The following is a 25,291-nucleotide window of genomic DNA, read 5'->3' as shown; positions in this document are numbered from 1 at the left end:
CCCACCGATTATCAGCAGATTATTCGGATAACTCCTGCTGAGCCTCGTTGGTTCGAACGGAAATTCCGCCGATGGCCAGATCAGGCGGCGGCACGAGTCCGAGGTGTTGCCACGCCGCAGCAGTGGCTACTCGACCGCGTGGTGTGCGGGCAACCATCCCGGCGCGAACCAGAAAGGGCTCGCACACCTCCTCGACGGTTGCCGGTTCTTCCCCGACGGCCACTGCAAGAGTGGAAACTCCCACCGGTCCGCCGCCGAAACTACGAATCAGCGCGCTGAGCACCGCTCTGTCCAACCTGTCGAGACCGAGTTGGTCGACGTCGTAGACCACGAGAGCCGCGCGGGCTGTGGCTTTGGTGATGGTGCCGTCACCGCGTACTTCCGCGTAGTCACGAACTCGGCGCAATAGCCGGTTGGCGATGCGCGGTGTGCCTCGCGAGCGTCCAGCAATCTCGGTGCACGCAGCCTTGTCGATCGGAACACCGAGTATGCCGGCCGATCGCTGGAGAATGAGTTCCAATTCCGCAGGCTCGTAGAAGTCCATGTGTGCGACGAACCCAAAACGATCACGAAGCGGACCGGTCAGCGCTCCTGATCTAGTGGTAGCCCCTACCAGCGTGAACGGTGCTACTTCGAGGGGAATCGATGTTGCTCCTGGCCCCTTACCCACCACGACGTCGACCCGGAAATCTTCCATGGCCAGGTAGAGCATTTCCTCTGCCGGGCGCGCAATCCGATGTATTTCGTCGATGAAGAGGACATCACCCTCGACGAGATTGCTGAGCATCGCCGCTAGATCGCCGGCTCGCTCGAGCGCCGGGCCCGATGTGAGACGCAACGAGGTGTTCAACTCTTGCGCGATGATCATGGCCATCGAGGTCTTACCCAGGCCCGGCGGACCGGACATCAAAATATGATCGGGGGTACTGCCGCGCAGCTTGGCACCTGTCAACACCAACTGCAGTTGCTCACGCACGCGTGGTTGACCGATGAAATCGGTGAGGGTTTTGGGTCTCAGGCTCGTCTCGACATCTGCGTCGTCCGCGATCAACCCGGCCGCGAGCTGCGAGTCCGCAAACTCCTCTTCCGGATCTCCGGTCATCTGCTCTTACCCAGATATGCCAGCGCGGATCGTAGAGCTACCGACGTAGACGCATCGGGACTCTCGACCAAAACCGAATCCGTCGCGTCCTCGGCCTGCTTGCCCGGGAAGCCGAGTCCGGTGAGCGCCTCGACGATCTGGTCACGAACGGAGTTGACCGTTCCGGGTCCGGACTGCACGATCGTGGTGTTCCCTGCTGCCACGATTGCATCGACCTTGTCACGCAATTCCACGATCATGCGCTCGGCACCTCGTTTACCGATTCCCGGAACCCTGGTCAGCGCGGCCACGTTGCTGTCTGACAATGCCGTCCGCAGCGCCTGAGGATCGAGTACCGCCAATGTCGCCATGGCAATACGGGGGCCTACGCCGGAGACCGACAGCAATAACGAGAACAGCTCGCGCGTTTCACTGTCCGAAAAGCCGTAAAGGGTCATCGAGTCCTCGCGGACGATCATCGTCGTCAGCAATCTCGACGCGGAACCTCGGCTCAACGTGCCGAGTGTGTCTGGCGTCGCATTGATTCGGTATCCGACACCAGATGCCTCGATGACAACGTGATCGAGGGCGATATCGAGGACCTCGCCGCTGATCGAGGAGATCATCGTGCCCCAGCCTCTCCTGTTGCACGAACCGGAGCGGCAGCAACAGATGCGAGTCTGGCGCGTTCGACCTTCCGCGCTGCCTGTGCTCGCGATTTACGTTCCTCGGCGAGCCGAATCTCGTACTTCCGCTTCTGCTGCGCGGCCATCGCTTCGGCCTGCGCCATTCTGGCAATCATCGGCGCACGCCAACAATGGCAGATGCCCAGCGCCAGCGCATCCGCGGCATCGGCAGGAGTAGGGGCGGTCTGCAGACCGAGAATTCTCATGACCATTGCGGTGACCTGCGCTTTGTCGGCGCTACCATTGCCGGTTACAGCGGCCTTGACCTCGCTCGGAGTATGAAAACACACGTCGATCCCGCGACGTGCTGCCGCAAGCGCGATAACTCCCCCCGCCTGGGCGGTGCCCATGGCTGTCCGCACGTTGTGCTGCGCAAAAACGCGCTCTATCGCGACCACCGTCGGCTTGTGCGTATCCAGCCAATACTCCGCCGCCTCGGAGATTCGAAGTAGACGCTGCGCCAGATCCATATCGGGCGGCGTTCGCACCACGTCTACATCGAGCGCCACGACACTGCGGCCGGCCCCGCCTTCGATCAAGCTCAGACCGCACCTGGTCAAACCTGGATCGACGCCCATCACTCGCACACTGACACCTTCCGCTTACGAACTGTTGTTCGATAGCGTATCGGAGCGGTGCGACCTATCGGGTGCGCGACACCCGTAAGCGGGATCAGTCTTCACGCCCCGAACGGTTTCACTCCTCGTCGAGTGCAGCCATCACTTCATCGGACAGTTCGACGTTCGAGTACACGTTCTGCACGTCGTCGCTCTCTTCCAATGCGTCGATGAGCTTGAACACCTTGCGGGCACCGTCGACGTCCACGGGAACGGACACCGATGCTTGGAAGGTGGCCTCCGCCGAGTCGTACTCGATGCCGGCTTCCTGCAGTGCAGTGCGGACCGCAACGAGGTCGGTGGGTTCACTGACAATTTCGAAGGTATCTCCGGTGTCGGTGATCTCCTCGGCACCTGCATCGAGGACGGCCATCAGTACGTCGTCCTCGCTTTGCCCGTTCTTCTCCAACGTGACGAGGCCCTTGCGGGTGAACAGGTACGACACCGAGCCCGGATCGGCCATGTTGCCGCCGTTGCGCGTCATGGCGACGCGAACTTCTCCGGCAGCCCGATTTCGGTTGTCGGTCAGGCACTCGATAAGCATTGCCACCCCGCTGGGGCCGTATCCCTCGTACATGATCGTCTGCCAGTCGGCGCCACCGGCTTCTTCACCTGCGCCACGCTTTCGGGCACGCTCGATGTTGTCGTTGGGAACCGAGGTGCGCTTCGCCTTTTGAATGGCATCGAACAGGGTGGGGTTACCCACCGGATCGCCACCACCGGTGCGAGCCGCCACCTCGATGTTCTTGACGAGTTTGGCGAAGGACTTGCCTCGACGGGCGTCGATTACAGCCTTCTTGTGCTTGGTGGTGGCCCATTTGGAGTGGCCGCTCATGCGATAGAGCCCCTTTCCTGCTTCAGCTAAGTGTTGTGTACTTTACGCATGTGCTCGGGTGACCGGATCCGCTATCTCGGTTCCGTCACCCATCGACTGCCATGCATGCACTACTGGGCTCTGCACGTTCCGCTAGGTAGTGCGTACCAAGTCTACGAACAGTTCGTGGACTCGGTGGTCACCGGTGATTTCCGGATGGAAGCTCGTTGCCATCACACTGCCCTGCCGGACCGCAACGACCCGCCCGGCCGCCGGGCCATCCGGAACTTCGGCCAGCACCTCGACGCCGCTTCCTGTTCGTTCCACCCACGGCGCGCGAATGAACACCGCGCGTAACTTCTCACCCTCGATGCCCGCAAACGTCAGGTCGGTTTCGAACGAGTCGACCTGCCTGCCGAACGCATTTCGCCGCACAGTGATGTCCAGCGCATCGAGATGCTGAGCGTCGCGCCGAGTATCGAGGATCTCCGATGCAAGCAGGATCATCCCCGCGCAGGACCCGTAGGCGGGCAACCCGTCCTTCAGCTTCGCTCTCAGCGGTTCGAGCAACTCGAAGACCGTCAGCAGAGTACTCATCGTCGTCGATTCCCCACCGGGAATCACCAATCCGTCTACCTCGTCCAGTTCGCCAGGTCTGCGAACCGTCGTTGCGGTGGCGCCACAAGATTCCAACGCGGCAAGGTGCTCGCGGACGTCCCCCTGCAACGCAAGTACACCGATCTTGGGACCACTCACTGGGGCCTGGCCAGATCTTTGTTCACCCGGTCGGGGTTGCGATCGAAACGCATGAGCCCCTCCTGAACCACGGCGGCGACCATCCGTCCCTGCCGGTCGAAGATTCGTCCCTGCGTCAGCGCCCGACCGAAATCTGCGGAGGGCGAAGTCTGGTCGTACAACAACCACTCGTCGGCCCGAAACGGCCGCAGGAACCACAGGGCGTGGTCGAGCGACGCAGTCTGCGTCGACACGTTGGCATGAGGCACCAATGCCGACCCGAGCAGCGTCATATCGCTCATGTAGGCGAGAGTGCAGACGTGGAAAACCTGATTGTCCGGCAGCCTGTCCCGGTACCGGAACCACACGCGCTGTTGGGCCGCAAAATCCGGGTGCTTCTCGGTCTGCTCATCCGGTACCAGCCTGACGTCCCATTCTTTCCACTCGCGAAAGAACGGACTTCCCCCGTCCGGGAGGTCACGCGAGTCGGCAAGAGACTCGGGGTCGACGACCTTGGGCATTGTGTCCTGATGTGAAATACCTTCGTCCTCGACATGAAACGACGCGGACATGGTGAAGATCGGCTTACCAGCCTGAATGCCGGTGACCCGACGCGTGCTGAACGACCTTCCATCGCGGAGGCGATCCACCAGATAGATCGTCGGCTCGGTCGGGTTGCCCGGCCGAATGAAGTATCCGTGCAAAGAATGGACGCGATACTGCTCGCCTACCGTTCGGACGGCAGAAACCAGCGCCTGTCCGGCTACCTGTCCCCCGAATGTCCGCTGCAGCAGACTGGGAAATGTTCGACCGCGAAAGATGTCGTCCTCGATGCGCTCGAGCTCGAGAATGTCTTCGATACTCGCCATGATCCACCTTTCTGTACCAGCTGCCTGAAGGCTAACAAGGAGACGAACGCGTTCTGCGGCCACCGCGACCTGAGGCCGTGCAGGGAAGGATGTTCTTCTATGCCCCAACTCGAACCGATCTCGCCGGCACGACTCGTCGAGACGTTCAGCGCTTTGCTTCCGTCGGGCCGTCGCTGCATCGCGGTCGTCGACGGGCCGGATGGCGCTGATCCCGTCGACTTCGCCTATCGGACAGGCGCATTCATTTCCAGTACCGGTCGCCCGTGTGACGTCGTCGACCTTCACGACTTCGTTCGTCCTGCCTCGCTTCGATTCGAGTACTCCAGAACAGACGAAATAACCTATCGCACAAGTTGGTTCGATTTCGACGCGATCGAACGCGAGGTGATCGCCCCACTGAGGCCCGGCGGTCGAGGACAATTCCTGCCCCGCTTGTGGGACGAGAAGAGCGATCGCTCGGCGCGCGCTACGCTGCGCGATGCAGCACAGACACACGTAGTGATCCTTGCCGGACCGATGATGTTGGGCCGAGGCCTCGACGTCGACGCGACGATCAGACTCGACCTCTCGGCAGGCGCATTGCGTCGTCGGACACGGCCAGAGGAACAGTGGACGATCGAGCCACTACTCACCTACTACCGTGAGATGGACCTACGCTTGGGCAATGCGTCCGCGGGACCGGCACTCTGGGTTCGCTGGGACCATCCCGATCGACCTGCGGTCCGGCTGGGGTGACGAACCCGGTGGATCCGTCACCGACCAGAATTCACCAGCCGCGCTCGGACAACCTGTGCCCAACCGGGAGATCGTCCACGTTGATTCCCACCATTGCTTCGCCGAGACCGCGCGACACCTTGGCCAGCACATCGGGGTCATCGAAGAAGGTGGTCGCCTTCACGATCGCCTCTGCGCGCTGTTGAGGATTGCCCGACTTGAAGATTCCCGAACCGACGAACACGCCCTCTGCACCGAGTTGCATCATCATCGCCGCGTCTGCGGGCGTTGCAATCCCGCCTGCGGTGAAGAGCGTGACCGGGAGTTTCCCTGCACGTGCAACTTCCACGACGAGATCGTAAGGTGCCTGCAATTCCTTTGCTGCAACGTACAACTCGTCCTCGGGAAGCGAGGTGAGTCGGCGAATCTCGTCGCGAATCTTACGCATGTGCGTTGTTGCGTTCGATACGTCTCCGGTGCCAGCCTCGCCCTTGGAGCGGATCATTGCAGCACCTTCGGTGATGCGACGCAAGGCTTCGCCCAGGTTGGTCGCGCCACACACGAACGGGGCGGTGAAGTTCCACTTGTCGATGTGGTTGGCGTAGTCGGCGGGGGTCAGGACCTCGGACTCGTCGATGTAGTCGACCCCGAGACTTTGCAGGATCTGAGCCTCTACGAAGTGGCCGATCCGTGCCTTGGCCATCACCGGAATACTCACAGTGGCCATGATGCTGTCGATCATGTCCGGATCGCTCATTCGGGACACGCCGCCCTGCGCACGAATGTCTGCCGGGACACGCTCGAGAGCCATCACTGCGACCGCGCCTGCGTCTTCGGCGATCTTGGCCTGCTCAGCGGTGACGACGTCCATGATCACGCCACCCTTGAGCATTTCGGCCATGCCGCGCTTGACGCGGGAGGTTCCGATTCCGGGCTTCGAAACCTTCTCCTGGGAGCCGCTGGTGTCGGTCTCGGTGGGGGTACTCACGGCAAACTCCTGTGTTTGATCGAATGCGTTCTCGATGTCGAATCATCCTTCAACGGCAGCGGGCGCACGTGCCCGCGGATCCGAACGGACGTGTTTGTTCGAGGTCGATTCTAGGCTGGCCGTCGACCACCACCTATAACCACTCGGCGATTGCTGGACTGGTAGCCCTCGATCACCGAGCAGTCGATCTGCCGCCGAAGGATGTCAGCGAATGGCTCGGACGTCCGGCTCCACTCGGCGGGCAAGCACGATGTTGACTTCGTCGAGCAGCTCGGCAAGTTCGAGGGGATAGACGGTTTCGCCCGTCGTACCCAAGGCTCGGATGTCGTCCTCCTCACACCAACGATGGCCGGTGACGGTTCGTCGTTCGAAATCGGTGAAGCCACCGTGCTGAGGTTCGAACTCCTGAGTGCGGTAGGCAAAGAACAGCTCTTCCGAGCGAATCAGGGTTCCGTTGAAAGGGAACGTGGCTACCCGCCGCCACATCGGACCCCTGAGATCGGCTGCTTCGACTTCGAGACCGGTTTCCTCGTAGACCTCACGCACGGCCGCTTCACGCAGACTCTCGCCGGATTCGACCGCGCCGCCGATCGTGAACCAGAAGAAGATTTCCGGAACGATCGGGTCATGTCCACGCAACAACAGAACCCGGCCGCGTTCGTCGACGAGCACCACTCTCGCAGAGGTCCGCTGCACGGCTCTTTCCTTGTGGCCGAAGGTCTCCGACGCCGATCTTTCGGCAATTTCGAAGTACGTCGGCAAGGGCGCGGTACCGCCCAGATGCAAGATCCGCACGGGTGTGGTCGTTCGCAGCGCCAAGGTGTCCCGCACCGCGTCGTTATGGAAACGCCTCGCGATCAATACACGCGCTTCGGAATCTGCCAGTTCGGCAACCAGCTGCGGCGGAAGATCTGCCGGATCGAGAGCTGCGAGTGCCCCGGACACGGCATTCTCGGCGTCCTCACGTCGCGATCTCTCCGCCCTTTCGGCGGTGTCGGCCAAAGCGGCGAGTCGTTTACTGTCCTCGAGCTGATCGCGAGTCGCCGCCGACACTGCACGGGTCACCACGGCACGTCTGGCCAACGCCGAATCGAGTGATTGCCATGCGAGGTCCGACCGAACGTGAAGGCGATCCAATCGATTGGCCGTGGCGTAGGCCCACAGACCGATGACCAGTATCACCACGGAAACCAAGCCCAGTACGAGAATTGTCAACGCAGACAGTGTCATCAGCTCGCCGCCCGCACCTTCTGGCCTCCGACGGTGACTGTCTCGTAGACGCGCATGATCTGTTCGGCGACCACCGGCCAGTCGTAATCGACAACGGCTCGACCTGCGGCTTCGACCAATCCGACTCGGAGCTTCTCCGAGGACAACAGAGAGTCGACAGCGGTCGCCAGCGCCTCGGAGTCGCCGATCGGAACGAGAAGCCCGGCGGCACCGTCGCGTAGCACTCGACGAAACGCATCGAGCTCACTGGCAACGACTGCTGTTCCCGACGCCATCGCTTCGACGAGCACGATTCCGAAACTCTCACCACCGAGGTTCGGCGCGCAGTAGACGTCTGCACTGCGCATCGCAGAAGCCTTTTCCGCGTCGTCGACCTGTCCGAGGAATCTCAGATGATGGCCGAGCACGCCTGCGTCGTTCCGCAGGCTTTCTGCGTCACCGCGACCGACGATGAGAATCTCGATATCGGGATGCCGCGCTACGAGCGACGGGAGGGCACCGAGGAGCACCCCCATACCTTTACGCGGTTCGTCGAAGCGCCCGAGAAACAGCACGGTTTTCCCCGCTCGCGGATAACCGGGCAAAAGCGGCGCCCCCGCGAATGCGGCGACGTCGACGCCATTGGGGATCTCGACGGCGTCGCCACCGAGGGCTTCGACCTGCCACCGTCGGGCAAGCTCTGACACTGCAATTCTGCCGCTGATCTTCTCGTGGTAAGGCCGAAGCACCCCTTGGAATGTGCTCAGGAACAACGACTTCGTGGTCGAGGTATGAAAAGTGGCGACGATCGGCCCGTCGGCAGCTTTGAGGGCGAGCATCGACAGACTCGGCGCATTGGGCTCATGAATGTGCAGAACGTCGAAGTCATTCTCACTGATCCATCGACGGATTCTCGAATATGTCACGGGCCCGAAACGCAGACGGGCAACAGAGCCGTTGTACGGAATCGCCAATGCCTCACCGGCCGAGACGACGAAGTCCGGGAGCAGAGTCTCTTCCGATGCCGGCGCCAACACGCTGACCCGGTGTCCGCGCTCGATGAACACTTCGGCGAGTTGTTGTACGTGCGCTTGCACTCCGCCCGGAACGTCGAAGGAGTACGGGCAGACCATCCCGATCCTCACGACTCCTCGATTCGTGCTCTTCGCTTGTCCGAAAGGTCGGACATCCACAGCGGTTGCAACATGTGCCAGTCCGCTGGGTGCTCGGCGATGTGCGAGGCGAACGAGTCGGCGAGCGCCTGAGTAGCAACGGCGACACCCTCGCTGACGTCGATGCGAGGTGAAATGGTGAAACCCCAGCCGTCACCGTCGAAGTAGCCGTGTACCGGTAGCAGGTGTGCTCCGGTATCGACTGCGAGCTTCGCAGGCCCGGCCGCCATCCGGGTCTGTTCACCGAAGAACGAGACCGGCACACCCTGTTTCGCCAGATCGCGTTCACTGAGCAAGCACACGACCCCGTTGGCTCGAAGCCGCTCCGACAAGGCAGCGAAGGGCGGGGTTTCTCCCCCGCTCAGCGGAAATATCTCGAACCCGAGGCCTTCGCGGTAGTCGACGAACCGCTGATACAACGATTCGGGCTTCAGTCGTTCCGCAACGGTGGCGAAACGACCATAGGTTCGGACCAACCACATCCCTGCCATGTCCCAATTACCACTGTGCGGCAGAGCCAGCACGGCCCCGGAACCCGCACTCAGTGCGGCATCGAGATGCTCGCGCCCGTAAACACATTTGTCGATGACCGCGGCCTGGGAATCCAAGTCCATCGACGGCAGCCGAAACGCTTCACGCCAGTAACGGGCATACGATCGGACGCTGTCACGAATCAACTCGTCCGGCACCAGGTTCGGGTGCACACCGAGCACTCGGCCCAGATTCTTTCGCAATTGCTCCGGTCCACCGCCGCGAACTGCAGCGATATCGGCACCCTTGTCGAACAGCTTCCGAGCCAACGGGTCCGGAAGCGCTCGAACCACTCGCCACCCTGCGGCGTACCCGGCATCGGTGGCGCGCTCGACGAGCGTCATCTCTATTCGGCCTTCCCATCGGATCCGGCTTCTGGCGGCGTGGTCGGCGGGAAAATAATTTCACGTGCGCCCTCGGACCGCCGCACGGCAAGTACTCGCTGAAAGACCGTGACCACACTCGCCGCTGCGAGAATCCACATCGCCGGATAGATCAAGCTCTGGAGCCAAGGAATGTCGAAATAGCGACCGACACCGGTCAATCCAGCACCGACGAGCACGATCACCAGACGGTCCGGGCGCTCGATCCAACCACCGTCCGCCGACAGACCCGATGCTTCGGCCCGTGCCTTGGCGTAGGAGATCACCTGCGAAGTGACGAGGCAGATCAGCGTTGCGATCAGCAATGGCTTGTCGTTCTCGGTGAACACAGCCCACCAGGCGAGGCCACCGAAAATGGCACCATCGGCGACCCGATCGCAGGTGGCGTCGAGAACCGCGCCGTATTTGGTACCACCGCCTCTGGCCCGAGCCATTGCACCGTCGAGCATGTCGAACAAGACGAACAACGTGATGACGACCGCTCCCCACCACAGGTGTCCGGCCGGGAACAGCGTCACCGCGGCAGCCACTGTAGCGACCGTTCCGATCAACGTCACCGCGTTTGGTGTCAGCCCGGTGCTGTTCAACGCCTTACCCAGCGGGGCGGTCAGTTTCGATACCGACGCCCGTCCGAAGACGCTCAGCATGACGACGCCCCGTCGCCGCGTCTACTCATTCGTTCCATGCCGATGACAGGAGAGCACGAGTCTCACGTAGCAACTGAGGCATCACCTTGGTGCCGCTGATCACGGTGATGAAATTCGCGTCGCCTCCCCATCGGGGAACGATGTGCTGATGCAGATGCTCGGACAACGAACCCCCTGCTGCAGCACCGAGATTGAGGCCGACGTTGAATCCGTGTGGCCGCGACACTCTTTTGATGACGCGAATGGTGTTTTGAGTGAACTCCATCAGCTCGGCGCTCTCGGCGGAAGTGAGATCCTCGAGCGCGGCGACACGCCGGTACGGCACAACCATCGTGTGCCCGGGGTTGTACGGATAGAGATTGAGCACGGCGTACACCTGCTCGCCCCGCGCCACGACGAGACCGTCCTCGTCACTCATCTGCGGAATGTCGGAGAACGGTTCGCTGGACTGATTTTTTGCGCCGGGTGCCTCGGCTATGTACGACATCCGATGCGGCGTCCACAACCGCTGCAGACGATCGGGATGACCGAGACCGGTATCGACGATCGCCGCATCCTGTTCGGGCATTGTCAGCTCACTCCTGAAGTGTCGGGAACAAAGAGCGCGGCAGTAGGAGATGTATTGGTGCGTGCGGTAACCCAGTCGGCGATCAGCGTTACCGCATCAGCGGTCGGGACACCGTTGACCTGTGTGCCGTCACGGAAACGGAAACTGACAGCACCTGCCTCGACGTCGCGCTCTCCTGCCAGGAGCATGAAAGGAACCTTCTGCGCGGTCTGGTTGAAGATCTTCTTCTGCATTCGGTCGTCGCTCGCGTCGACCTCCGCACGTATCCCGAGCTTCTTCAAGTCGGCAATCACGGAGAACAAGTGATCCTGATGGACTTCTGCGACGGGGATGCCGACGACCTGCACCGGTGACAGCCACGCTGGGAACGCTCCCGCGTAATGTTCGGTGAGTAGGCCGAAGAATCGCTCGATGGAGCCGAACAGAGCCCGGTGAATCATGACCGGTCGCTCCTTCGTCCCACCGGACGCGGTGTACTCGAGCTCGAACCTCTCGGGCAAGTTGAAATCGAGTTGAATGGTCGACATCTGCCAGGTTCGACCGAGAGCGTCTCTGGCTTGCACCGAGATCTTCGGACCGTAGAACGCGGCACCACCCGGATCCGGCACCAAGTCCAGGCCCGATGCGGCAGCGACCTCGGCGAGAGTGTTCGTTGCCTCCTCCCACACCTCTTCGCTTCCCACGGACTTGTCCGGGTTACGGGTCGACAGTTCGAGATAGAACTCGTCGAGCCCATAGTCTTTCAGGAGCCCGAGCACGAATTCCAATGCTCGAGTGAGCTCTTCGTGCATCTGATCCCGTGTGCAGAAGATGTGAGCATCGTCCTGAGTCATTCCGCGCACACGAGTGAGCCCGTGGATCACGCCTGACTTCTCGTAGCGATACACCGACCCGAATTCGAACAAGCGCAGTGGCAATTCGCGATACGACCGACCCCGCGAGCGGAAGATCAAGTTGTGCATCGGACAATTCATCGGCTTGAGGTAGTAATCCTGGCCGGGCTTGCGCACGACGCCGTCCTCATCGAGTTCGGCGTCGAGATGCATCGCGGGGAACATGCCGTCGCGGTACCAATCCAAATGGCCGGAAACCTCGTACAGGTGGCCCTTGGTGATATGCGGGGTGTTGACGAACTCGTAACCCTCTTCGATATGACGTTGTCGTGAATAGTTCTCGAGCTCGTTCCTGATCACGCCACCCTTCGGGTGGAAAACAGGAAGGCCGGAGCCCAGCTCATCCGGGAAGCTGAACAAGTCGAGCTCCGAACCCAATTTGCGGTGGTCTCGACGCTCGGCTTCCGCCAACAACTCGAGGTGCTTGTCCAGCGCCTCGGTCGACTCCCAGGCGGTGCCGTAAATCCGCTGCAGGTCCGCATTGTCTTGGTTTCCCCGCCAATATGCCGCGGAGCTGCGAGTCAATTTGAACGCCGGCACGTATTTGGTCGTCGGAATATGGGGCCCGCGGCACAAATCCCCCCAGATGCGCTCTCCGGTTCGGGGATTCAAGTTGTCGTACGCGGTGAGTTCGCCGACGCCGATTTCCATGATCTCGGGATCGTCGATACCGGACTTGTCGTTCACGAGCTCGAGCTTGTACGGCTCATCTGCGAGTTCTTCGCGTGCCTGGTCGATCGACTCATACACCCGCCGCGAGAATCGCTGGCCGGCCTTGACGATCTGCTTCATCTTCTTCTCTAGAGCAGTCAGATCTTCGGGAGTGAACGGAGTCTTCACGTCGAAGTCGTAGTAGAAGCCGTCCTTGATGAAGGGACCGATTCCCAGTTTGGCGTCCGGAAAGAGTTCTTGCACGGCCTGCGCGAGGACGTGTGCGGCCGAATGTCGGATCACGCTTCGACCGTCTTCGGTGTTCGCGGCCACCGGTTCGACCTCGGCATCGCCCTCAGGAGCCCACGAAAGGTCGCGAAGGTGACCTTCGCCGTCTCGGACCACCACGATGGCGTCGGGCCCCTTGTTCGGCAGACCGGTGTCCCGTAACGCCGTTCCAGCGGTCGTTCCAGCCGGCACCATGATGCGGGCGGGTGAGACGTCTGTTACGGGCATTGTCACGGCGATGTACTCCTCGATAGGTCATTTCGGTCGGGCGAGACCGAAGGACAGCCTATCGGGAACTCTCCTCGGACTCTTACCTCACTCCGGCCTGCAAGGTCAGAGTGGGCTCGCGAGCCACTGCCAGTCCGGCCCGACCCAGCCGGCGATCAGATGCAGACCACCGATCAACCACAACGTAGCGAGGACCACACCTGCGGTGAACAGCACTCCTGCTGCCCTGGTTGCGATCGGCTGTCGCGAGAACCAATCCATGAACGCGTCGTACTTCCCGCGGGCGAACTGCAGGAGCCGATGCGCCCACATGAACTCGGATGCGAGGATCCCCAACCCGGCGAAGACGATCAGCCAGCCCGGACCCGGATACGGGATGGCAATGATGCCGAGAACCAGGACCGCCAGCCCGACGACGCCGATCACGATGCGATAGGTCAGGTCGAGCGCCGCATTCGACCCGATCTTGTCGCGAAGTCGCTGCCTCCGTTGGGAAAGTCGATCGAGAACACTGTCCTCGTTGTCGATCTCCGCCTGATCGGTGCGAACGTCGTCGGCTGCCACCGTCCCAGATTAGACGAATCCGAAACCCAGGCTCGGAACATCCGACTCCGGAACATGAAGCGCCCCGAACATGCAACAAGCCCCCAACCCGTAAGGGCAGGGGGCTTGTTGCAATCCTGTGGTCCCGGCTGGGATCGAACCAGCGACCTTCCGCGTGTGAAGCGGACGCTCTCCCACTGAGCCACGGGACCGTCTTTCGACTCGCGTCGAACGAGGCAGAACATTAACACGAGCCCCAGATGAAACCCGAATCGCCCCAACTCCGTCGACAAGAGAACTTCAACCGACCGCTTGTTGGTGTTCCGCGCGGCTTTGCGCCCTCAAACCGGCGTCTGACCACGTGATTTGTGAGTTCGTCTTCCGTTGGTCTAATGTTTTGACCGCACCGCAGAGAGAGCAACTGCCTCTGAGGAGCATGCGGATGTGGCGCAGTGGTAGCGCATCACCTTGCCAAGGTGAGGGTCGCGGGTTCGAATCCCGTCATCCGCTCGAGGGACTAGGGCCCGTTGGTGGAGTGGCCGAGTGGTGAGGCAACGGCCTGCAAAGCCGTGCACACGGGTTCGATTCCCGTCTCCACCTCGTAACGAAGCGAAGGTTCCCGACCTTCAACTTCAGATCTTGCGCGATTAGCTCAGCGGGAGAGCGCTTCCCTGACACGGAAGAGGTCACTGGTTCAATCCCAGTATCGCGCACCACACGAATAGATCCCGGCCGATGCGGCCGGGGTCTTTTTTGTGTCTTCAGGTCTGTCGAGATGTTTACCGCCGATGGCGAGTGGTGATTCACGTCATAGACGTGCACTCTGGTTTCCCAGCCCGCGATCGAAAGGACGCCTGCGATGGCCGACGACAATCAACCGAGCACCGAGGGCAACGAACCTCAGGTCAGTTCCGATGCGCACAAGCGTGCGCAGGACGAGGTGGCCGGCATCGATGCCAAGTACGAGCCGGGTTCGAGACCGACGGTTGTTCTTCCTGGCACGAATGGAATGGTGTCGGGTACGGCCTTCGCCGACATGGTCGATGACGAAGGAAACTTGAAAGAAGACCATTCCGAAGACACCGCCGACAGCACGTCGACGAATGGCCACCAGGACGAATGACCGAAGAAACCGACGATTCCGACGACGTCGACATCCCAGAGTTCGTCGATGTAGCCGAGGTGTGCGGATTTCTGCACGCGTCGTCGGGGCCATCTGTGGGTTCTCTCGCACTCACTCACGGCGCAGGAGGGAACTGCAACGCTCCGCTCCTCGTCGCCACTGCCGAAGCGTGGTCGGCACGAGGATTCACGGTTCTACGGTTCGATCTGGCGTTCCGACGTCGAAGGCCGTCCGGTCCCCCGCATCCGTCGAAGGCCGATGCCGACCGCGCGTCGATCGAAGCAGCGGTCACGTACCTCCGCCGGCTTGGCGGTGGCCCTATTGTGCTCGGTGGCCACTCGTACGGGGGTCGGCAGGCATCGTTGCTTGTCGCCGAACAGCCGGAACTGGTCGATGGGCTGATTCTGATGTCGTATCCGTTGCACCCGCCCGGCAAACCGGAAAAGGCCCGCACTGCGCATCTTCCCCAGCTGCGCACTCGAACGATGTTCGTACACGGCACGAAGGACCCGTTCGGTTCACCCGTTGAGCTGTCCGATGCAATCGCGTTGGTGCCTGTTCATACCGCCGCGATCGAGATCTCCGGTGCAGGCCACGATCTGTCAGCGCAAAAATATGGAGTGGCCGACCTGGTTCGGGAGGAAGCGTTCAAATTTTTCGACGTGGGGTCCTGGAATTAGGGCGAGCGGCTCACTGGGCGCGCTCGCGCTCGTCGTTATGCAATCGTCATGCCGCCGACTGTCGACTTACGAGTGAGGTGTTCTACTTAGAACTATGCCCACCTGGGGATGGTTCATCGTCGCATTGGTACTCATCGATGCCGCAGTGCTCGCGGTGTGGCTCCTCGCGCGCAAGAGTCCACCCAAGAACGTTGCTGCCACAACACAATTGATGCTCGCGGGTTTGGATCACTCGGCACGCGAGGACATATACCGCCTCGTGGGGGAAAAGAAGAAGATCCACGCAATCAAGTTGTTCCGCGAAAGAACCGGCGCAGGACTCCAAGAAGCCAAGGATGTTGTCGAGTCCGTCGGTCGCGGAAACCCTATTCCCGCTCTAGGCGCCTCGATGGGCGCATCAGGCATGGATACCGCCGCTTGGGCGGACATCATTCCCAGACTGCGCACGCTCAAGGCCGAAGGCAACACAATTTCCGCCATCAAACTTTTGCGCGCCCGTTCCGAGCTTTCGTTGCGTGAGGCGAAGGAAGCGGTCGACCGCCTGTGACCGTCACTGTATCGACAGCAGGCCTATGGGACGCCGAACAGCTAGCCGATGTCGCGGCCGTCACCTTTCCGCTGGCGTGCCCGCCTGGTTCTTCCGGAGCAGCAATAGCGGCGTTCGTAGACGGCGTTCTCTCGCATGAGCGGTTCGGTGAGTACCTGGCGGATCCGAGGCGCAAAATTCTGGCGGCTACCGAGGATGATTCCATAGTCGGTTACGCCATGCTCGTGTCCGGACCACCATCGGATCCCGACATCGCGCGAGCGCTGACGTTCGCACCGACGATGGAAATCTCCAAGATGTACGTGCTGCCCGACCATCACGGGAGCGAAGTGGCGGCGGCCCTGATGGCCGAATCGCTGGCCCGAGCAACCCTCAGCGGCTGCGGAGGTATTTGGTTGGGCGTCAACCAACAGAACCTGCGCGCTCAACGCTTCTATTCCAAACAGGGATTCGAGATCGTCGGAACCAAGACCTTCGTACTCGGCTCCGAGATCCACGACGATTTCGTAATGGAGCGAGAACTACGGTCGTGAATCTGCCGACCCGAGCGTCACCCGACGGCAGCGAAACGCGACAAGGCAAGCAGACGTGACGTCGCACGGAGGTACTTCTTACGGTATCCGCCGGCCAGCATCTCTTCGGTGAATATCTCGTCGAGCTTGCTGCCCGACCCGGTCACCGGAATGCCTGCGTCGTACAGGCGGTCGGCGAGCACCACGAGTCGGAGCGCAACGGCCTGATCCGCAGCCGGGTGCACGTTTTTCCAGAACACCGCCTGCACACCGTCGAGCAGCTTTCCGTATCGCGATGGATGCAGCGTGCTCAGATGTGCCAACAACTCGTCGAAATCGTCGAGGGTCGCATCCGCCACAGAATCCGCCCGTTCGATCAACTCGGCCTCGGATGTCGGGTCGGGGGCTGGGGGCAGGTCACGGTGCCGGTAGTCGGGTCCATCCACCCGGATGGACTCGAAGATAGATCCAAGCTTCTTGATTTCCCGCATGAAGTCCTCGGCTGCAAATCTTCCTTCGCCGAGTTGACCGGGCAGGGTGTTGGACGTTGCCACGATGGACACGCCGCGCTGGGAAAGCTCGGACAGCAATCGCGACACGAGCATCGTGTCGCCTGGATCGTCGAGTTCGAACTCGTCGATACATAGAACGCTGTGACCCGACAACTCCTCGAGCGCCTTGTTGAAGCCGAGCGCACCCACGACGTGAGTCAATTCGACGAACGTACCGAATGCCTTCGGTTCGGGGACGCTGTGAAAGATCGATGCCAGGAGGTGGGTCTTACCGACACCGAAACCGCCGTCGAGGTACAAGCCTGCACCGGTAGAGGGCGCTTTCTTGCCGAAAAGTCCGCGTTTTCCCTTCCCGCGAATCTTCGTCACTTTCTCCGCGAACGACTCGGCTTTGGCGACTGCCTCGGCCTGGCTGGGTTCGTTCGGATCCGGGATGTACGAGGCGAAACTGACTTCGTCGAACATGGCCGGGGGGACCATCTGCGCGATCAACTGATCGGAGGGAACGACAGGATTACGATCGACAAGACGTCCAGGCATCTAGTAAGCGTAACGAGGTGGTCTTATCTACAATGTGCGCCTACTCGATATTGCGACCTACTTCACATCCGGCTCCGGCTCCTCGTACCCGGCCGACGGCGTCGTCGACCTAGCCGAACTACGCCGGTTGTACGCCTATCCGGACAACCTGACCGCGCCGTGGATCCGAACGAACTTCGTCTCCAGCATCGACGGAGCCGTCAGCGCCGACGGTGTCTCCTCGGGTCTCGGGACACCCTCGGACAAGGCAGTGTTCGATGTGCTTCGGACCCTGGCGGATGCGGTTCTCGTCGGGGCCGGGACGGTCCGAAGCGAGAATTACGGGGGTGTCCGTCTTACGGAGTCACAGCAGAGCCAGCGAATCGACGCGGGCCTGGCACCGATCCCCCCGGTAGTAGTCGTCACTGCTTCGGCCTCGATCGATCCGAGATCGCGTCTGCTCACCGACACCGAAGTACCGCCGACGATCATCACGACGACCTCCGCGTCGGCCGAGTCACGTTCGATGCTTCGCGAAGCAGGTGCGCACGTGATCGACGTCGAGGGAACGACCGTTCCGACCTCTGCTGTCCTGGCTACCCTGGGAGAAATGAGTCTGAGGCGAGTCCTGTGCGAAGGCGGCCCAGGCCTGTTCGGAACACTGCTTGCAGACGATTGTGTCGACGAACTATGCCTGACGACTTCGCCGAACCTGCTTGCGGGAAAGTCGGGGCGTATTGCGCATTCGAACGCCGCGGTACTGCACCGGATGAAACGAATCCACGTGCTCGCCGACGACGACGGAACCCTGTTGACCAGATGGGTCCGAGTGCGCCCGGCCGGGACCGGTGAAGTTCCCGGTGCGGAAAAGTAGATAGCCTCGCAGCGTGACGCAGAAAAGATCGTTGCTCGCAGTTCTTCTCACGGTCTCGTTGTTGGGGGCGGCGTGCAGTGCTGGGCCGTCCGGGCGCCCGGACGTCGCCGTCGAGCAGAACTCCCCTGGGCAACCCGAAGAGTCGACTGCCGACGCGGAGCCGGAGAATCCAGAACTACAGGTTCCGGTGAACGATCTTGCGTGGACCGAGTGCACACAGAGCACCTTCGATCTCTACGGCCTCACCTCTCGCACTCCCGGGGTCGTCCTCGAATGCGCAGACTTCGACGCGCCCGTCGACCCATCCGGTCAGATGTTCGGGTCCTTCTCCGTCGGCGCACTGCGTGCGAAATTGGACAGGACGCCGCCCGATGCCGCACCCCTGGTCTTCACCTCTGGGTCCGACCGTGCGTCGATCGCCACACTTGCCGACCTTGCGGCCGGCAACAGCACGACGATGCTGGAGGCTCACCCGCTCGTCGCCATCGATCGGCGCGGAATCGGCAGGTCGACGGCCATCGATTGCGTGAAAGCCGACACCCGCAAGACCCGCGAGACGCTGGCCAACCTGGGGCAATTCGCGGTGTCCGACGGTGATGCCGTGGACCGAGCCGTCGCCGTCGGACGCGAAGCGACGATCGAATGCACCGATTTACTGCAGCCACAGGAGATAGCTTTCGCCACCAGTTATGCCGCAGGCGATCTGGAACAGCTTCGAATCGCCTGGGGAATCGATGCACTCGGCATCATCGGCACGGGGAACGGTGCATCCACGGCGTTGGCGTTTGCGGCCCAGTACCCGGACCGAGTGGCGCGGTTGATTCTCGATTCGCCCACCGGAATGAACGTAGATCAAATGACCGTGGCCCAGCAGAAAACGGAAGGACGAGAAGCCGCGTTCACTGCGTTCGTGCAGCGGTGCCAGGCCCTCCAGTGCTCGCTCGGATCCGACCCCAAGGCCGCGGTATCCGAACTACTGACACAGGTGGCAAGCGGAGCCTTGGCACCTGTGTCGACCCACTCTGTGCTCGACGGGATCGCCTATGCACTCGCCTCGTCCTCCGGCGACCCGTCGAGCCGGACACTCGAGCTTGCCGATGCACTATCTGCAGCCAAGTCCGGCGATCCGTCCGCACTGAGCCGGTTGTCCTCACGCGGTGCAGTTGCCTACGGAACGGACGGTCAGTTCGTCGCACGGTGCATCGACGGCCAGCAGTGGCCGTCCCCGCAGGCCGTGCGCGATGCCGGTGCAAGTTGGAGCGAGCAGTACCCCATCTTCGGCATCGACGCCGCTCTGACAGCACTCACGTGCTCGTCGTGGCCGACCGCACCCGCTCCGCCCTTGCCGACGTCGTTGTCCGTTCCGGTTCTCGAACTCAGTGGCGCCGGCGACCCGGTCGTCGGGAATGGGGGGTTCGCCGGTGTGACCGGGCTTGTTGCCGCCACCGGCGCGCGTTCGGCCGCCATGACGTGGCAGGGTGCCGGCCACCCGGTGATCGGCGGGTCCGTGTGCGGCCAAGCCGCGGCCGCTGCGTATGCGACCGACGCGTCGCTTCCTCCCGATGGCAGCGTCTGTCCCGCGTGACACGTCTGGTGCCGATCCACGGAGTGGTACCGAACACACCCAACGGGTGTCGACGGTCATTGCCCGAGCCCGGTCAAGGTACCGTTCCCACGTGTCACTTAGCTTCCTCGAGCCCCGCAACGGCCGGACGACCGCGGATGTAGTCCGGTTCGCGCTATGGCCGATCGCGATCATGACTGTTCTCAACCGGGCGATCGTACGGGCGGTCAACGGTGACTTCACCAATGATTTCATCCCCGTCTACCGAGCTGCTCTCGCGTTTCTCAATCGCGAGCCGGTGTATACGGCGAACTTCGACTCGGTTGATCCGCATTATCTCTATCAGCCGAGCGCGACGATGCTGTTGTCGCCTCTCGCAATCATCGACCCCGAACGTTCTCGCTGGTTGTTCATCTTGGCGAGCACGATTGCCATCGTTCTTGCGTTGTACATCTTGCTCAAGATCTTCGGCTTCGGTCTGAACTCTGTCGCGGCGCCTGCACTTCTTCTCGCTGCCTTCGCGAGTGAAACAGTGACCAACACTTTGGTGTTCACCAACTTCAACGGTTTCGTTCTGTTGGGTGAGGTTGCATTCATCTACTGGCTGCTCCAGCGAAAAGACTTGTCCGCCGGTGTGGCGATGGGGCTGACACTAGCCATCAAACCGATCCTCGCACCGCTGTTGATCATTCCGCTGATGACCAAGCAGTGGAAAGTTTTCATCACCGCAATCGCAATTCCGGTCGTGTTGCTCGTGATCGCCTGGCCGCTGTCGGTGGACCCGATGGAGTTCATCGACCGCACCCTCCCCTATCTCCTCGAGTCGCGCGATTACTTCAACAGCGCGATTGTCGGCAACGGCCGCTACTACGGATTGCCGGAGCTCCTGATCTACGGAATCCGCGGGGTTCTCGGCGTGATGGTTCTGGTGTCGCTGTGGTTGCTCTATCGCTACTGCCGCGAGGACCGCCTGTTCTTCATTGCGACAACGTCGGGCCTTGTCCTGACAGCACACTGGCTACTCGGGTCACTCGGCCAGATGTACTACTCGATGCTGCTGTTCCCGCTATTGATGACGGTCGTGCTCAAGAACTCGGTTCTCCGAAATTGGCCGGCGTGGCTCGCAATCTATGGATTCATGAGCTACGACCGCTGGCTGTCCGGTCGATTCCCGACGGGAGGCCGAGCAATGGACTACATGCGCACTACGTTCGGCTGGAGCTTGCTGATCATCGTGATCTTCTCGGTTCTGATCGGACGGTACTTCGCTGCCCGCAGTGACGGCCGCCTCGACGACGGAATCGAACCCGAGTACCTCCTTCCGGAGAGCTCACCTGCGCAAACAACGAAGCAGCTCGAGAAGTATTAGCGTGGTGTCATGAGTTCAGCGACCGAAAAAAATTCTGTTCCCGCCGTTCAGCTCACCGACGCACAATGGCGAGAGAAGCTCACCCCCGAGGAGTACGCAGTCCTGCGTCAGGCGGGCACCGAGCGTCCGTTCGTCGGGGAGTACACCGACACCAAGACCGATGGTGTGTACAGCTGCCGCGCATGCGGGGCCGAACTGTTTCGCAGTACCGAAAAGTTCGAGTCACACTGCGGTTGGCCGTCGTTTTTCGATCCTGCAGACAGTGACGCGGTCATCCTCAACGAGGACACCACGCTCGGGATGCGACGCGTCGAGGTCATCTGCAAGAACTGCCACAGCCACCTCGGCCACGTCTTCGAGGGCGAGGGGTACCCGACGCCCACAGATCAGCGGTACTGCATCAACTCGATTTCTCTCGTTCTCGACCCGTCCTGACCCCCGACCGGCCGGGCGCGCAGCGCATAATGTGACTATGCGCACTTTCACGTCAGCACAGCAGATCACCGCGGCCGTCGGCGAGGACCTCGGCACCAGTGACTGGATGCAGATCACTCAAGACCGGGTCGACACCTTCGCCGACGCCACGGATGATCATCAATGGATTCATGTCGACGTCGAACGAGCAAAGAAGGAAAGCCCGTTCGGCGGCCCCATTGCGCACGGCTACTTGAGCTTGTCCTTGATCCCGGTGCTCACTTGGCAGATCTACACCATCGAGAATGCCAAGCTCGGAATCAATTACGGGTCCAACAAGGTTCGCTTCATCAACCCAGTCAAGGTCGGATCTCACGTCCGGTTGCAGACCACACTGACTTCGGCCGAGGAAGTGTCCGGTGGCGCACTCCAGATCGTGGCAACCAACACACTTCACATCGAGGGCGAAGACAAGCCCGCGTTGATTGCAGAAACGATCAGTCGAGTCGTCTTCTGACTGTCTCTCGTTCTACGAACTGTGGCGGATCGAACGCAGTGATCGGTGGCACTACGCCCTCGAAGCGTTCGATTTGCACCAGCGCATGCTGGCCCGTGCACCCGTGTGACAGCGAGGATGTGCCGACGTCCGCTGTCAGTACATTCGGATTGCCGTGTACGCACATCGATCCGGTATCCGCAGGGTCCTCGGGGTCGTACCAGGCACCCGTCGCCAACTGCACGACGGCGGGCATCATGTCCTCGTCCACCACGACGCCGGCAAGACAAGAACCACGATCGTTGAAGACCCTTACTACGTCGCCGTCGTGTAGCCCTCGCTCGCTCGCGGCCTTGGAGTGCATCCTGATCGGCTCACGGCCGCGCACCTTCGAAGCCTGACTTCTCGCTCCGTGATCGAGTTGACTGTGCAGCCGTGTTCGTGGTTGATTCGCGATCAGATGTAGCGGAAACTGTTGCGCACGTTCTCCTTTGAGCCACTCCACCGGTTCGTACCACGCTGGGTGCCCAATGCAGTCCTCGTAACCGAACTTCTCGATCGCCTCGGAGAATATCTCTATGCGCCCGCTCGGGGTTCGAAGCGGGTACTTCTCAGGATCGCCGCGGTAGTCCTCGAGCAGGGTCAGTCCGTCCTCGGTCGCCATCCGCCATGAACCGAGCTGCCAAAATTTTTCGAAACCTGGAGTGTCCACATTCATTCCGCGTAGGTAACCCCGCCACTGAGCGTAGAGATGCTCCACCCACTCCCCCGTAGTGCGCCCCTCGGTGAATTGTGCACCGACTCCGAGTCGTTCGGCCAGCGCGGAGAACGTGTCGTAGTCGTCTCGCGCGTCGGCAAATCGCGGCACGGCAGCGTGCATGGCGACCAGCAATGGATCGTTGCGTGTGCAGCTGATGTCACTGCGCTCGAGTGACGTGGTCGACGGGACGACGATGTCGGCGTGCTTGGCCATGGGCGTCCAGTACGGGTCGTGCACCACGACCGTGTCGGGTCGTGCCAGCGCCCGGCGAAGTCGTCCGAGATCCTGATGATGATGGAAGGGATTGCCGCCCGCCCAATGCACCAGCCGAATATCGGGATACGTAAGTCGCTGTCCGTCGAAATCGAATTCCTCACCGGGGTGGAGCAGCATGTCCGACACGGCAGCCACCGGGATGAACGCCTTCACCGGATTCGAGCCCTGGGGCAACGTGGGAAGGGGATACGGTACCGGCGCGAGACCAGGCTCGTTCATCGACCCGTAGCCGTGCCCGAATCCCCCGCCGGGGATGCCGATCTGTCCGAGCATCGACGCCAGTGTCACGCCCATCCACGGTGCTTGCTCGCCCGATTTCGTCCGCTGCAGTGACCACGTGACGGTGATCAAAGTGCGACGCCTCGCCATCTCGCGTGCCAGGTCGGTGATCTCCGAGGTGGAGACACCGCAGATGTTCGACGACCACTCCGCGGTCTTGGGTGTGCCGTCCGCGACTCCGAGCAGATACTCCTCGAAGCGTGCGTATCCGGTGCAATATCGGTCGAGAAATGCTGTGTCGTGCAAGTTTTCGGACACCAGAACGTGGGCGAGTCCGAGCATCATCGCGACATCGGTGCCGGGAATCGGTGTCATCCAACGAGCCGCACCGTCGAGATCGTTTCGAAGCGGACTGATGGTGACGATCTTTCCGCCACGGGCGCGGAGCGCATCCAGAGCCGAAGCCGTGGGATGGTCGGAGGTACCTCCGTGGTTGATGCCGGTATTCTTCAGCGGAATTCCGCCGAACGCGACGATCAGTTCCGTCTTCCGGGCGATCACGTCCCAGGAGGTGGAGCGAGAGAACATCTTCCAGTGGGCTCCCAGAACGTGCGGCATGACGACACCGGTGGCACCGAGCGAATAGCTGTGCACCGAGCGCGTATAGCCGCCGATGCAATTGAGAAATCGGTGAACCTGGCTCTGCGCGTGGTGGAATCGTCCTGCACTGGCCCACCCGTAGGAACCGCCGTAGATCGCCTGGTTGCCATGCCTGTCGATCACTCGAGAAAGCTCGACTGCCAGCAATTCGGTGAGTTCGTCCCAGGACATCGAAACGAACTCTTCGCTACCGCGCCGATCTGTCGGACCTGGACCACGCTCGAGCCAACCGCGTCGAACGGCAGGGCCTTTCACCCGAGACCGGTGTGTCACCGAGCCGACGAGATTGCCGAGTACGGGCGAGGGATTGCGGTCGGTCTCCTGGGGATGCACGGCGGTCACCTCGCCGTCGGCACTTTCAGCTCGAAACATTCCCCAGTGACCCATGTGCTGAGACGTTTCCGGGTGCGGCGGCCTCATCGAATTCCGTTGCTCGCCAATGCATCCAGCAAAGCGGTGGGACGCTCTCCCGTCGCGATCGGATCGACGAGGGCAAAAGAGCAGCCTATTGCCCGTGCCGCCCCGTCAGCCTCTTCACTGTCACCGACCATCAAGGTTCGCGCCGGATCCACCCCGAGCGAACGCACCGCAGAAAAAAATATTTCAGGCTGAGGTTTGACGTATCCGACCTCGTACGACAAGACGAACTCGCTGACGTAGTCAATCACTCCGAGCATGTCGAATGCCGGGCGGATGTCGAAGGCAATATTGCTCAGCACGGCCACTGGAATCGCTCTGCCGGCGAGCATCGCCAGCGTGTGTGCCGTGTCCGGGTACGGAGTCCAACACGAAGGGTCGATAACTCGGCCGTACACGGACTCGGCCTGAGCGCGGTCTGTGACGCCGGATTCACGAAGAACATGCAAATATGCCTGACGGTGCAGCGCCGGATCGAGATCACGGTTATTCCAGGCGTGCCTATTCACTTCGTCGAACTCGACGACCTCCCCCACCGGCGCAGTCATCCGTCGCATCAATTCCGCCGCACAGTGACCGTCGACCGGTGTTCCATCCGAGTGCGTGACGGTCTCGAACCAACTCTCGTCCTCCTCCAAACGGAACAGCGTTCCGGAGAAATCGAACACCACAGCCTCGATCGGAGACGCGACGGCCCGGTCCCGCACAACACCTGGTCCCGAAGCGTGCGTC

27 protein-coding genes and 4 tRNA genes are annotated in these 25,291 nt (G+C 61.4%); 13 read left to right on the top strand and 18 right to left on the bottom strand.

Translation table 11 applies throughout. The features are described 5' to 3' along the window. Positions 1–19: 19 nt before the first annotated feature. From ruvB to O1W68_RS17075, 6 genes are all read right to left on the bottom strand, one after another. Positions 20–1,102 (bottom strand): Holliday junction branch migration DNA helicase RuvB, encoded by a 1,083-nt coding sequence (ruvB, locus tag O1W68_RS17100; protein ID WP_136169109.1) that lies wholly within the window; start codon positions 1,100–1,102, stop codon positions 20–22. After that, positions 1,099–1,707, bottom strand: a complete 609-nt coding sequence (gene ruvA, locus O1W68_RS17095) for a Holliday junction branch migration protein RuvA (RefSeq protein WP_269305553.1) — start codon at positions 1,705–1,707, stop codon at positions 1,099–1,101. The genes ruvB and ruvA overlap by 4 nt, the downstream gene beginning before the upstream one ends. Then, positions 1,704–2,354, bottom strand: coding sequence for a crossover junction endodeoxyribonuclease RuvC (gene ruvC / locus O1W68_RS17090; RefSeq protein ID WP_269305551.1), 651 nt, complete (start codon positions 2,352–2,354; stop codon positions 1,704–1,706). The genes ruvA and ruvC overlap by 4 nt, the downstream gene beginning before the upstream one ends. A 109-nt stretch (positions 2,355–2,463) precedes the next feature. Then, on the bottom strand, positions 2,464–3,219 hold the full coding sequence (locus tag O1W68_RS17085) for a YebC/PmpR family DNA-binding transcriptional regulator (protein WP_269305550.1): 756 nt from the start codon (positions 3,217–3,219) through the stop codon (positions 2,464–2,466). A 132-nt stretch (positions 3,220–3,351) separates the two neighbouring features. Continuing rightward, on the bottom strand, positions 3,352–3,954 hold the full coding sequence (gene pdxT, locus O1W68_RS17080; protein ID WP_269305548.1) for a pyridoxal 5'-phosphate synthase glutaminase subunit PdxT: 603 nt from the start codon (positions 3,952–3,954) through the stop codon (positions 3,352–3,354). Next, complete coding sequence (locus tag O1W68_RS17075) at positions 3,951–4,802, bottom strand: acyl-CoA thioesterase (RefSeq protein ID WP_269305546.1); 852 nt, start codon at positions 4,800–4,802, stop codon at positions 3,951–3,953. The genes pdxT and O1W68_RS17075 overlap by 4 nt, the downstream gene beginning before the upstream one ends. A gap of 99 nt (positions 4,803–4,901) precedes the next feature. On the opposite strand from O1W68_RS17075, the gene O1W68_RS17070 reads away from it, so the two are divergent. Continuing rightward, the gene (locus tag O1W68_RS17070; RefSeq protein WP_269305544.1) at positions 4,902–5,537 is read left to right on the top strand and encodes a hypothetical protein; all 636 of its coding nucleotides are present in this window, start codon (positions 4,902–4,904) and stop codon (positions 5,535–5,537) included. 31 nt (positions 5,538–5,568) lie between these two features. Here O1W68_RS17070 and pdxS read toward each other — a convergent pair whose 3' ends face one another. The 9 genes from pdxS to O1W68_RS17025 form a co-directional block, all read right to left on the bottom strand. Further along, complete coding sequence (gene pdxS / locus O1W68_RS17065) at positions 5,569–6,504, bottom strand: pyridoxal 5'-phosphate synthase lyase subunit PdxS (RefSeq protein ID WP_442972392.1); 936 nt, start codon at positions 6,502–6,504, stop codon at positions 5,569–5,571. Positions 6,505–6,708: 204 nt separating this feature from the next. Then, complete coding sequence (locus tag O1W68_RS17060) at positions 6,709–7,734, bottom strand: NUDIX hydrolase (RefSeq protein ID WP_269305542.1); 1,026 nt, start codon at positions 7,732–7,734, stop codon at positions 6,709–6,711. Next, a complete protein-coding gene (locus tag O1W68_RS17055; protein WP_269305541.1) occupies positions 7,734–8,858 on the bottom strand; it encodes a glycosyltransferase family 4 protein in 1,125 nt (374 codons plus the stop codon). Before O1W68_RS17055 ends, O1W68_RS17060 begins: the two co-directional genes overlap by 1 nt. Next, complete coding sequence (locus O1W68_RS17050; RefSeq protein ID WP_269305540.1) at positions 8,855–9,760, bottom strand: phosphatidylinositol mannoside acyltransferase; 906 nt, start codon at positions 9,758–9,760, stop codon at positions 8,855–8,857. The genes O1W68_RS17055 and O1W68_RS17050 overlap by 4 nt, the downstream gene beginning before the upstream one ends. 2 nt (positions 9,761–9,762) lie before the next feature. Continuing rightward, positions 9,763–10,446 carry a phosphatidylinositol phosphate synthase gene (pgsA, locus tag O1W68_RS17045; RefSeq protein WP_269305538.1) on the bottom strand — a complete coding sequence of 228 codons (684 nt, stop codon included), beginning with the start codon at positions 10,444–10,446 and terminating at the stop codon, positions 9,763–9,765. Between the two features lie 25 nt (positions 10,447–10,471). Next, positions 10,472–11,014, bottom strand: a complete 543-nt coding sequence (locus O1W68_RS17040) for an HIT family protein (RefSeq protein ID WP_269305537.1) — start codon at positions 11,012–11,014, stop codon at positions 10,472–10,474. 2 nt (positions 11,015–11,016) lie between these two features. After that, positions 11,017–13,074, bottom strand: coding sequence for a threonine--tRNA ligase (gene thrS / locus O1W68_RS17035; protein WP_442972406.1), 2,058 nt, complete (start codon positions 13,072–13,074; stop codon positions 11,017–11,019). Positions 13,075–13,179: 105 nt separating this feature from the next. Next, entirely contained in the window at positions 13,180–13,638 is a 459-nt protein-coding gene (locus O1W68_RS17030; protein ID WP_269305534.1) for a TIGR02611 family protein, read from the bottom strand. Positions 13,639–13,757: 119 nt separating this feature from the next. Further along, positions 13,758–13,829: transfer RNA gene (locus O1W68_RS17025), tRNA-Val, on the bottom strand. Between the two features lie 226 nt (positions 13,830–14,055). On the opposite strand from O1W68_RS17025, the gene O1W68_RS17020 reads away from it, so the two are divergent. The 7 genes from O1W68_RS17020 to O1W68_RS16990 all read left to right on the top strand — a co-directional run bounded on the left by O1W68_RS17020 (position 14,056) and on the right by O1W68_RS16990 (position 16,500). After that, positions 14,056–14,127, top strand: a tRNA-Gly gene (locus tag O1W68_RS17020). A gap of 19 nt (positions 14,128–14,146) precedes the next feature. Continuing rightward, positions 14,147–14,217: transfer RNA gene (locus O1W68_RS17015), tRNA-Cys, on the top strand. A gap of 41 nt (positions 14,218–14,258) precedes the next feature. Continuing rightward, positions 14,259–14,333 (top strand) — tRNA-Val (locus O1W68_RS17010). 143 nt (positions 14,334–14,476) lie between these two features. Then, positions 14,477–14,740 (top strand): hypothetical protein, encoded by a 264-nt coding sequence (locus tag O1W68_RS17005; RefSeq protein WP_269305532.1) that lies wholly within the window; start codon positions 14,477–14,479, stop codon positions 14,738–14,740. After that, complete coding sequence (locus O1W68_RS17000) at positions 14,737–15,420, top strand: alpha/beta hydrolase family protein (protein WP_269305529.1); 684 nt, start codon at positions 14,737–14,739, stop codon at positions 15,418–15,420. Before O1W68_RS17005 ends, O1W68_RS17000 begins: the two co-directional genes overlap by 4 nt. A 94-nt stretch (positions 15,421–15,514) precedes the next feature. Next, positions 15,515–15,967 (top strand): ribosomal protein L7/L12, encoded by a 453-nt coding sequence (locus O1W68_RS16995; RefSeq protein ID WP_269305526.1) that lies wholly within the window; start codon positions 15,515–15,517, stop codon positions 15,965–15,967. After that, positions 15,964–16,500 (top strand): GNAT family N-acetyltransferase, encoded by a 537-nt coding sequence (locus O1W68_RS16990; protein WP_269305524.1) that lies wholly within the window; start codon positions 15,964–15,966, stop codon positions 16,498–16,500. The genes O1W68_RS16995 and O1W68_RS16990 overlap by 4 nt, the downstream gene beginning before the upstream one ends. Before the next feature lie 17 nt (positions 16,501–16,517). Here the strand turns inward: O1W68_RS16990 and zapE are convergent, their stop codons facing one another. After that, the gene (gene zapE / locus O1W68_RS16985) at positions 16,518–17,531 is read right to left on the bottom strand and encodes a cell division protein ZapE (RefSeq protein WP_269305523.1); all 1,014 of its coding nucleotides are present in this window, start codon (positions 17,529–17,531) and stop codon (positions 16,518–16,520) included. 34 nt (positions 17,532–17,565) lie between these two features. Between zapE and O1W68_RS16980 the strand changes: the two genes are divergently transcribed. The 5 genes from O1W68_RS16980 (at position 17,566) to O1W68_RS16960 (ending at position 22,248) form a co-directional block, all read left to right on the top strand. After that, complete coding sequence (locus tag O1W68_RS16980) at positions 17,566–18,384, top strand: pyrimidine reductase family protein (RefSeq protein ID WP_269305522.1); 819 nt, start codon at positions 17,566–17,568, stop codon at positions 18,382–18,384. A 13-nt stretch (positions 18,385–18,397) separates the two neighbouring features. Next, positions 18,398–19,969, top strand: coding sequence for an alpha/beta hydrolase (locus O1W68_RS16975; RefSeq protein WP_269305520.1), 1,572 nt, complete (start codon positions 18,398–18,400; stop codon positions 19,967–19,969). A gap of 91 nt (positions 19,970–20,060) precedes the next feature. Beyond that, a complete protein-coding gene (locus O1W68_RS16970; RefSeq protein WP_269305519.1) occupies positions 20,061–21,317 on the top strand; it encodes a glycosyltransferase family 87 protein in 1,257 nt (418 codons plus the stop codon). A gap of 9 nt (positions 21,318–21,326) precedes the next feature. Beyond that, entirely contained in the window at positions 21,327–21,752 is a 426-nt protein-coding gene (gene msrB / locus O1W68_RS16965) for a peptide-methionine (R)-S-oxide reductase MsrB (protein WP_084348760.1), read from the top strand. A 37-nt stretch (positions 21,753–21,789) separates the two neighbouring features. After that, complete coding sequence (locus O1W68_RS16960) at positions 21,790–22,248, top strand: MaoC family dehydratase (RefSeq protein WP_269305516.1); 459 nt, start codon at positions 21,790–21,792, stop codon at positions 22,246–22,248. Here O1W68_RS16960 and O1W68_RS16955 read toward each other — a convergent pair. Beyond that, on the bottom strand, positions 22,229–24,562 hold the full coding sequence (locus O1W68_RS16955; RefSeq protein WP_269305515.1) for a molybdopterin-dependent oxidoreductase: 2,334 nt from the start codon (positions 24,560–24,562) through the stop codon (positions 22,229–22,231). The two genes, O1W68_RS16960 and O1W68_RS16955, sit on opposite strands and share 20 nt — an antisense overlap. Next, positions 24,559–25,266 (bottom strand): HAD family hydrolase, encoded by a 708-nt coding sequence (locus O1W68_RS16950; RefSeq protein WP_269306060.1) that lies wholly within the window; start codon positions 25,264–25,266, stop codon positions 24,559–24,561. The genes O1W68_RS16955 and O1W68_RS16950 overlap by 4 nt, the downstream gene beginning before the upstream one ends. Positions 25,267–25,291: the final 25 nt, after the last annotated feature.

This window comes from Rhodococcus sp. H36-A4 (assembly GCF_027158005.1).
Lineage (GTDB): Bacteria > Actinomycetota > Actinomycetes > Mycobacteriales > Mycobacteriaceae > Rhodococcoides.
Note: the sequence above shows the minus strand (reverse complement) of the source record. Positions and strands in the feature narration are given on the sequence as shown.

What these genes read in the sequence shown, in the direction of transcription:
- O1W68_RS17075 (WP_269305546.1), bottom strand. Translation starts at nt 4,802, where the DNA reads ATGGCGAGTATCGAAGACATTCTCGAGCTCGAGCGCATCGAGGACGAC.
- O1W68_RS17050 (WP_269305540.1), bottom strand. Translation starts at nt 9,760, where the DNA reads ATGACGCTCGTCGAGCGCGCCACCGATGCCGGGTACGCCGCAGGGTGG.
- O1W68_RS17070 (WP_269305544.1), top strand. Translation starts at nt 4,902, where the DNA reads ATGCCCCAACTCGAACCGATCTCGCCGGCACGACTCGTCGAGACGTTC.
- O1W68_RS17000 (WP_269305529.1), top strand. Translation starts at nt 14,737, where the DNA reads ATGACCGAAGAAACCGACGATTCCGACGACGTCGACATCCCAGAGTTC.
- O1W68_RS17005 (WP_269305532.1), top strand. Translation starts at nt 14,477, where the DNA reads ATGGCCGACGACAATCAACCGAGCACCGAGGGCAACGAACCTCAGGTC.
- O1W68_RS16995 (WP_269305526.1), top strand. Translation starts at nt 15,515, where the DNA reads ATGCCCACCTGGGGATGGTTCATCGTCGCATTGGTACTCATCGATGCC.
- pgsA (WP_269305538.1), bottom strand. Translation starts at nt 10,446, where the DNA reads ATGCTGAGCGTCTTCGGACGGGCGTCGGTATCGAAACTGACCGCCCCG.
- O1W68_RS17040 (WP_269305537.1), bottom strand. Translation starts at nt 11,014, where the DNA reads ATGCCCGAACAGGATGCGGCGATCGTCGATACCGGTCTCGGTCATCCC.
- msrB (WP_084348760.1), top strand. Translation starts at nt 21,327, where the DNA reads ATGAGTTCAGCGACCGAAAAAAATTCTGTTCCCGCCGTTCAGCTCACC.
- thrS (WP_442972406.1), bottom strand. Translation starts at nt 13,074, where the DNA reads ATGCCCGTAACAGACGTCTCACCCGCCCGCATCATGGTGCCGGCTGGA.
- O1W68_RS16960 (WP_269305516.1), top strand. Translation starts at nt 21,790, where the DNA reads ATGCGCACTTTCACGTCAGCACAGCAGATCACCGCGGCCGTCGGCGAG.
- ruvA (WP_269305553.1), bottom strand. Translation starts at nt 1,707, where the DNA reads ATGATCTCCTCGATCAGCGGCGAGGTCCTCGATATCGCCCTCGATCAC.
- zapE (WP_269305523.1), bottom strand. Translation starts at nt 17,531, where the DNA reads ATGCCTGGACGTCTTGTCGATCGTAATCCTGTCGTTCCCTCCGATCAG.
- O1W68_RS16955 (WP_269305515.1), bottom strand. Translation starts at nt 24,562, where the DNA reads ATGAGGCCGCCGCACCCGGAAACGTCTCAGCACATGGGTCACTGGGGA.
- O1W68_RS17060 (WP_269305542.1), bottom strand. Translation starts at nt 7,734, where the DNA reads ATGACACTGTCTGCGTTGACAATTCTCGTACTGGGCTTGGTTTCCGTG.
- ruvB (WP_136169109.1), bottom strand. Translation starts at nt 1,102, where the DNA reads ATGACCGGAGATCCGGAAGAGGAGTTTGCGGACTCGCAGCTCGCGGCC.
- O1W68_RS17085 (WP_269305550.1), bottom strand. Translation starts at nt 3,219, where the DNA reads ATGAGCGGCCACTCCAAATGGGCCACCACCAAGCACAAGAAGGCTGTA.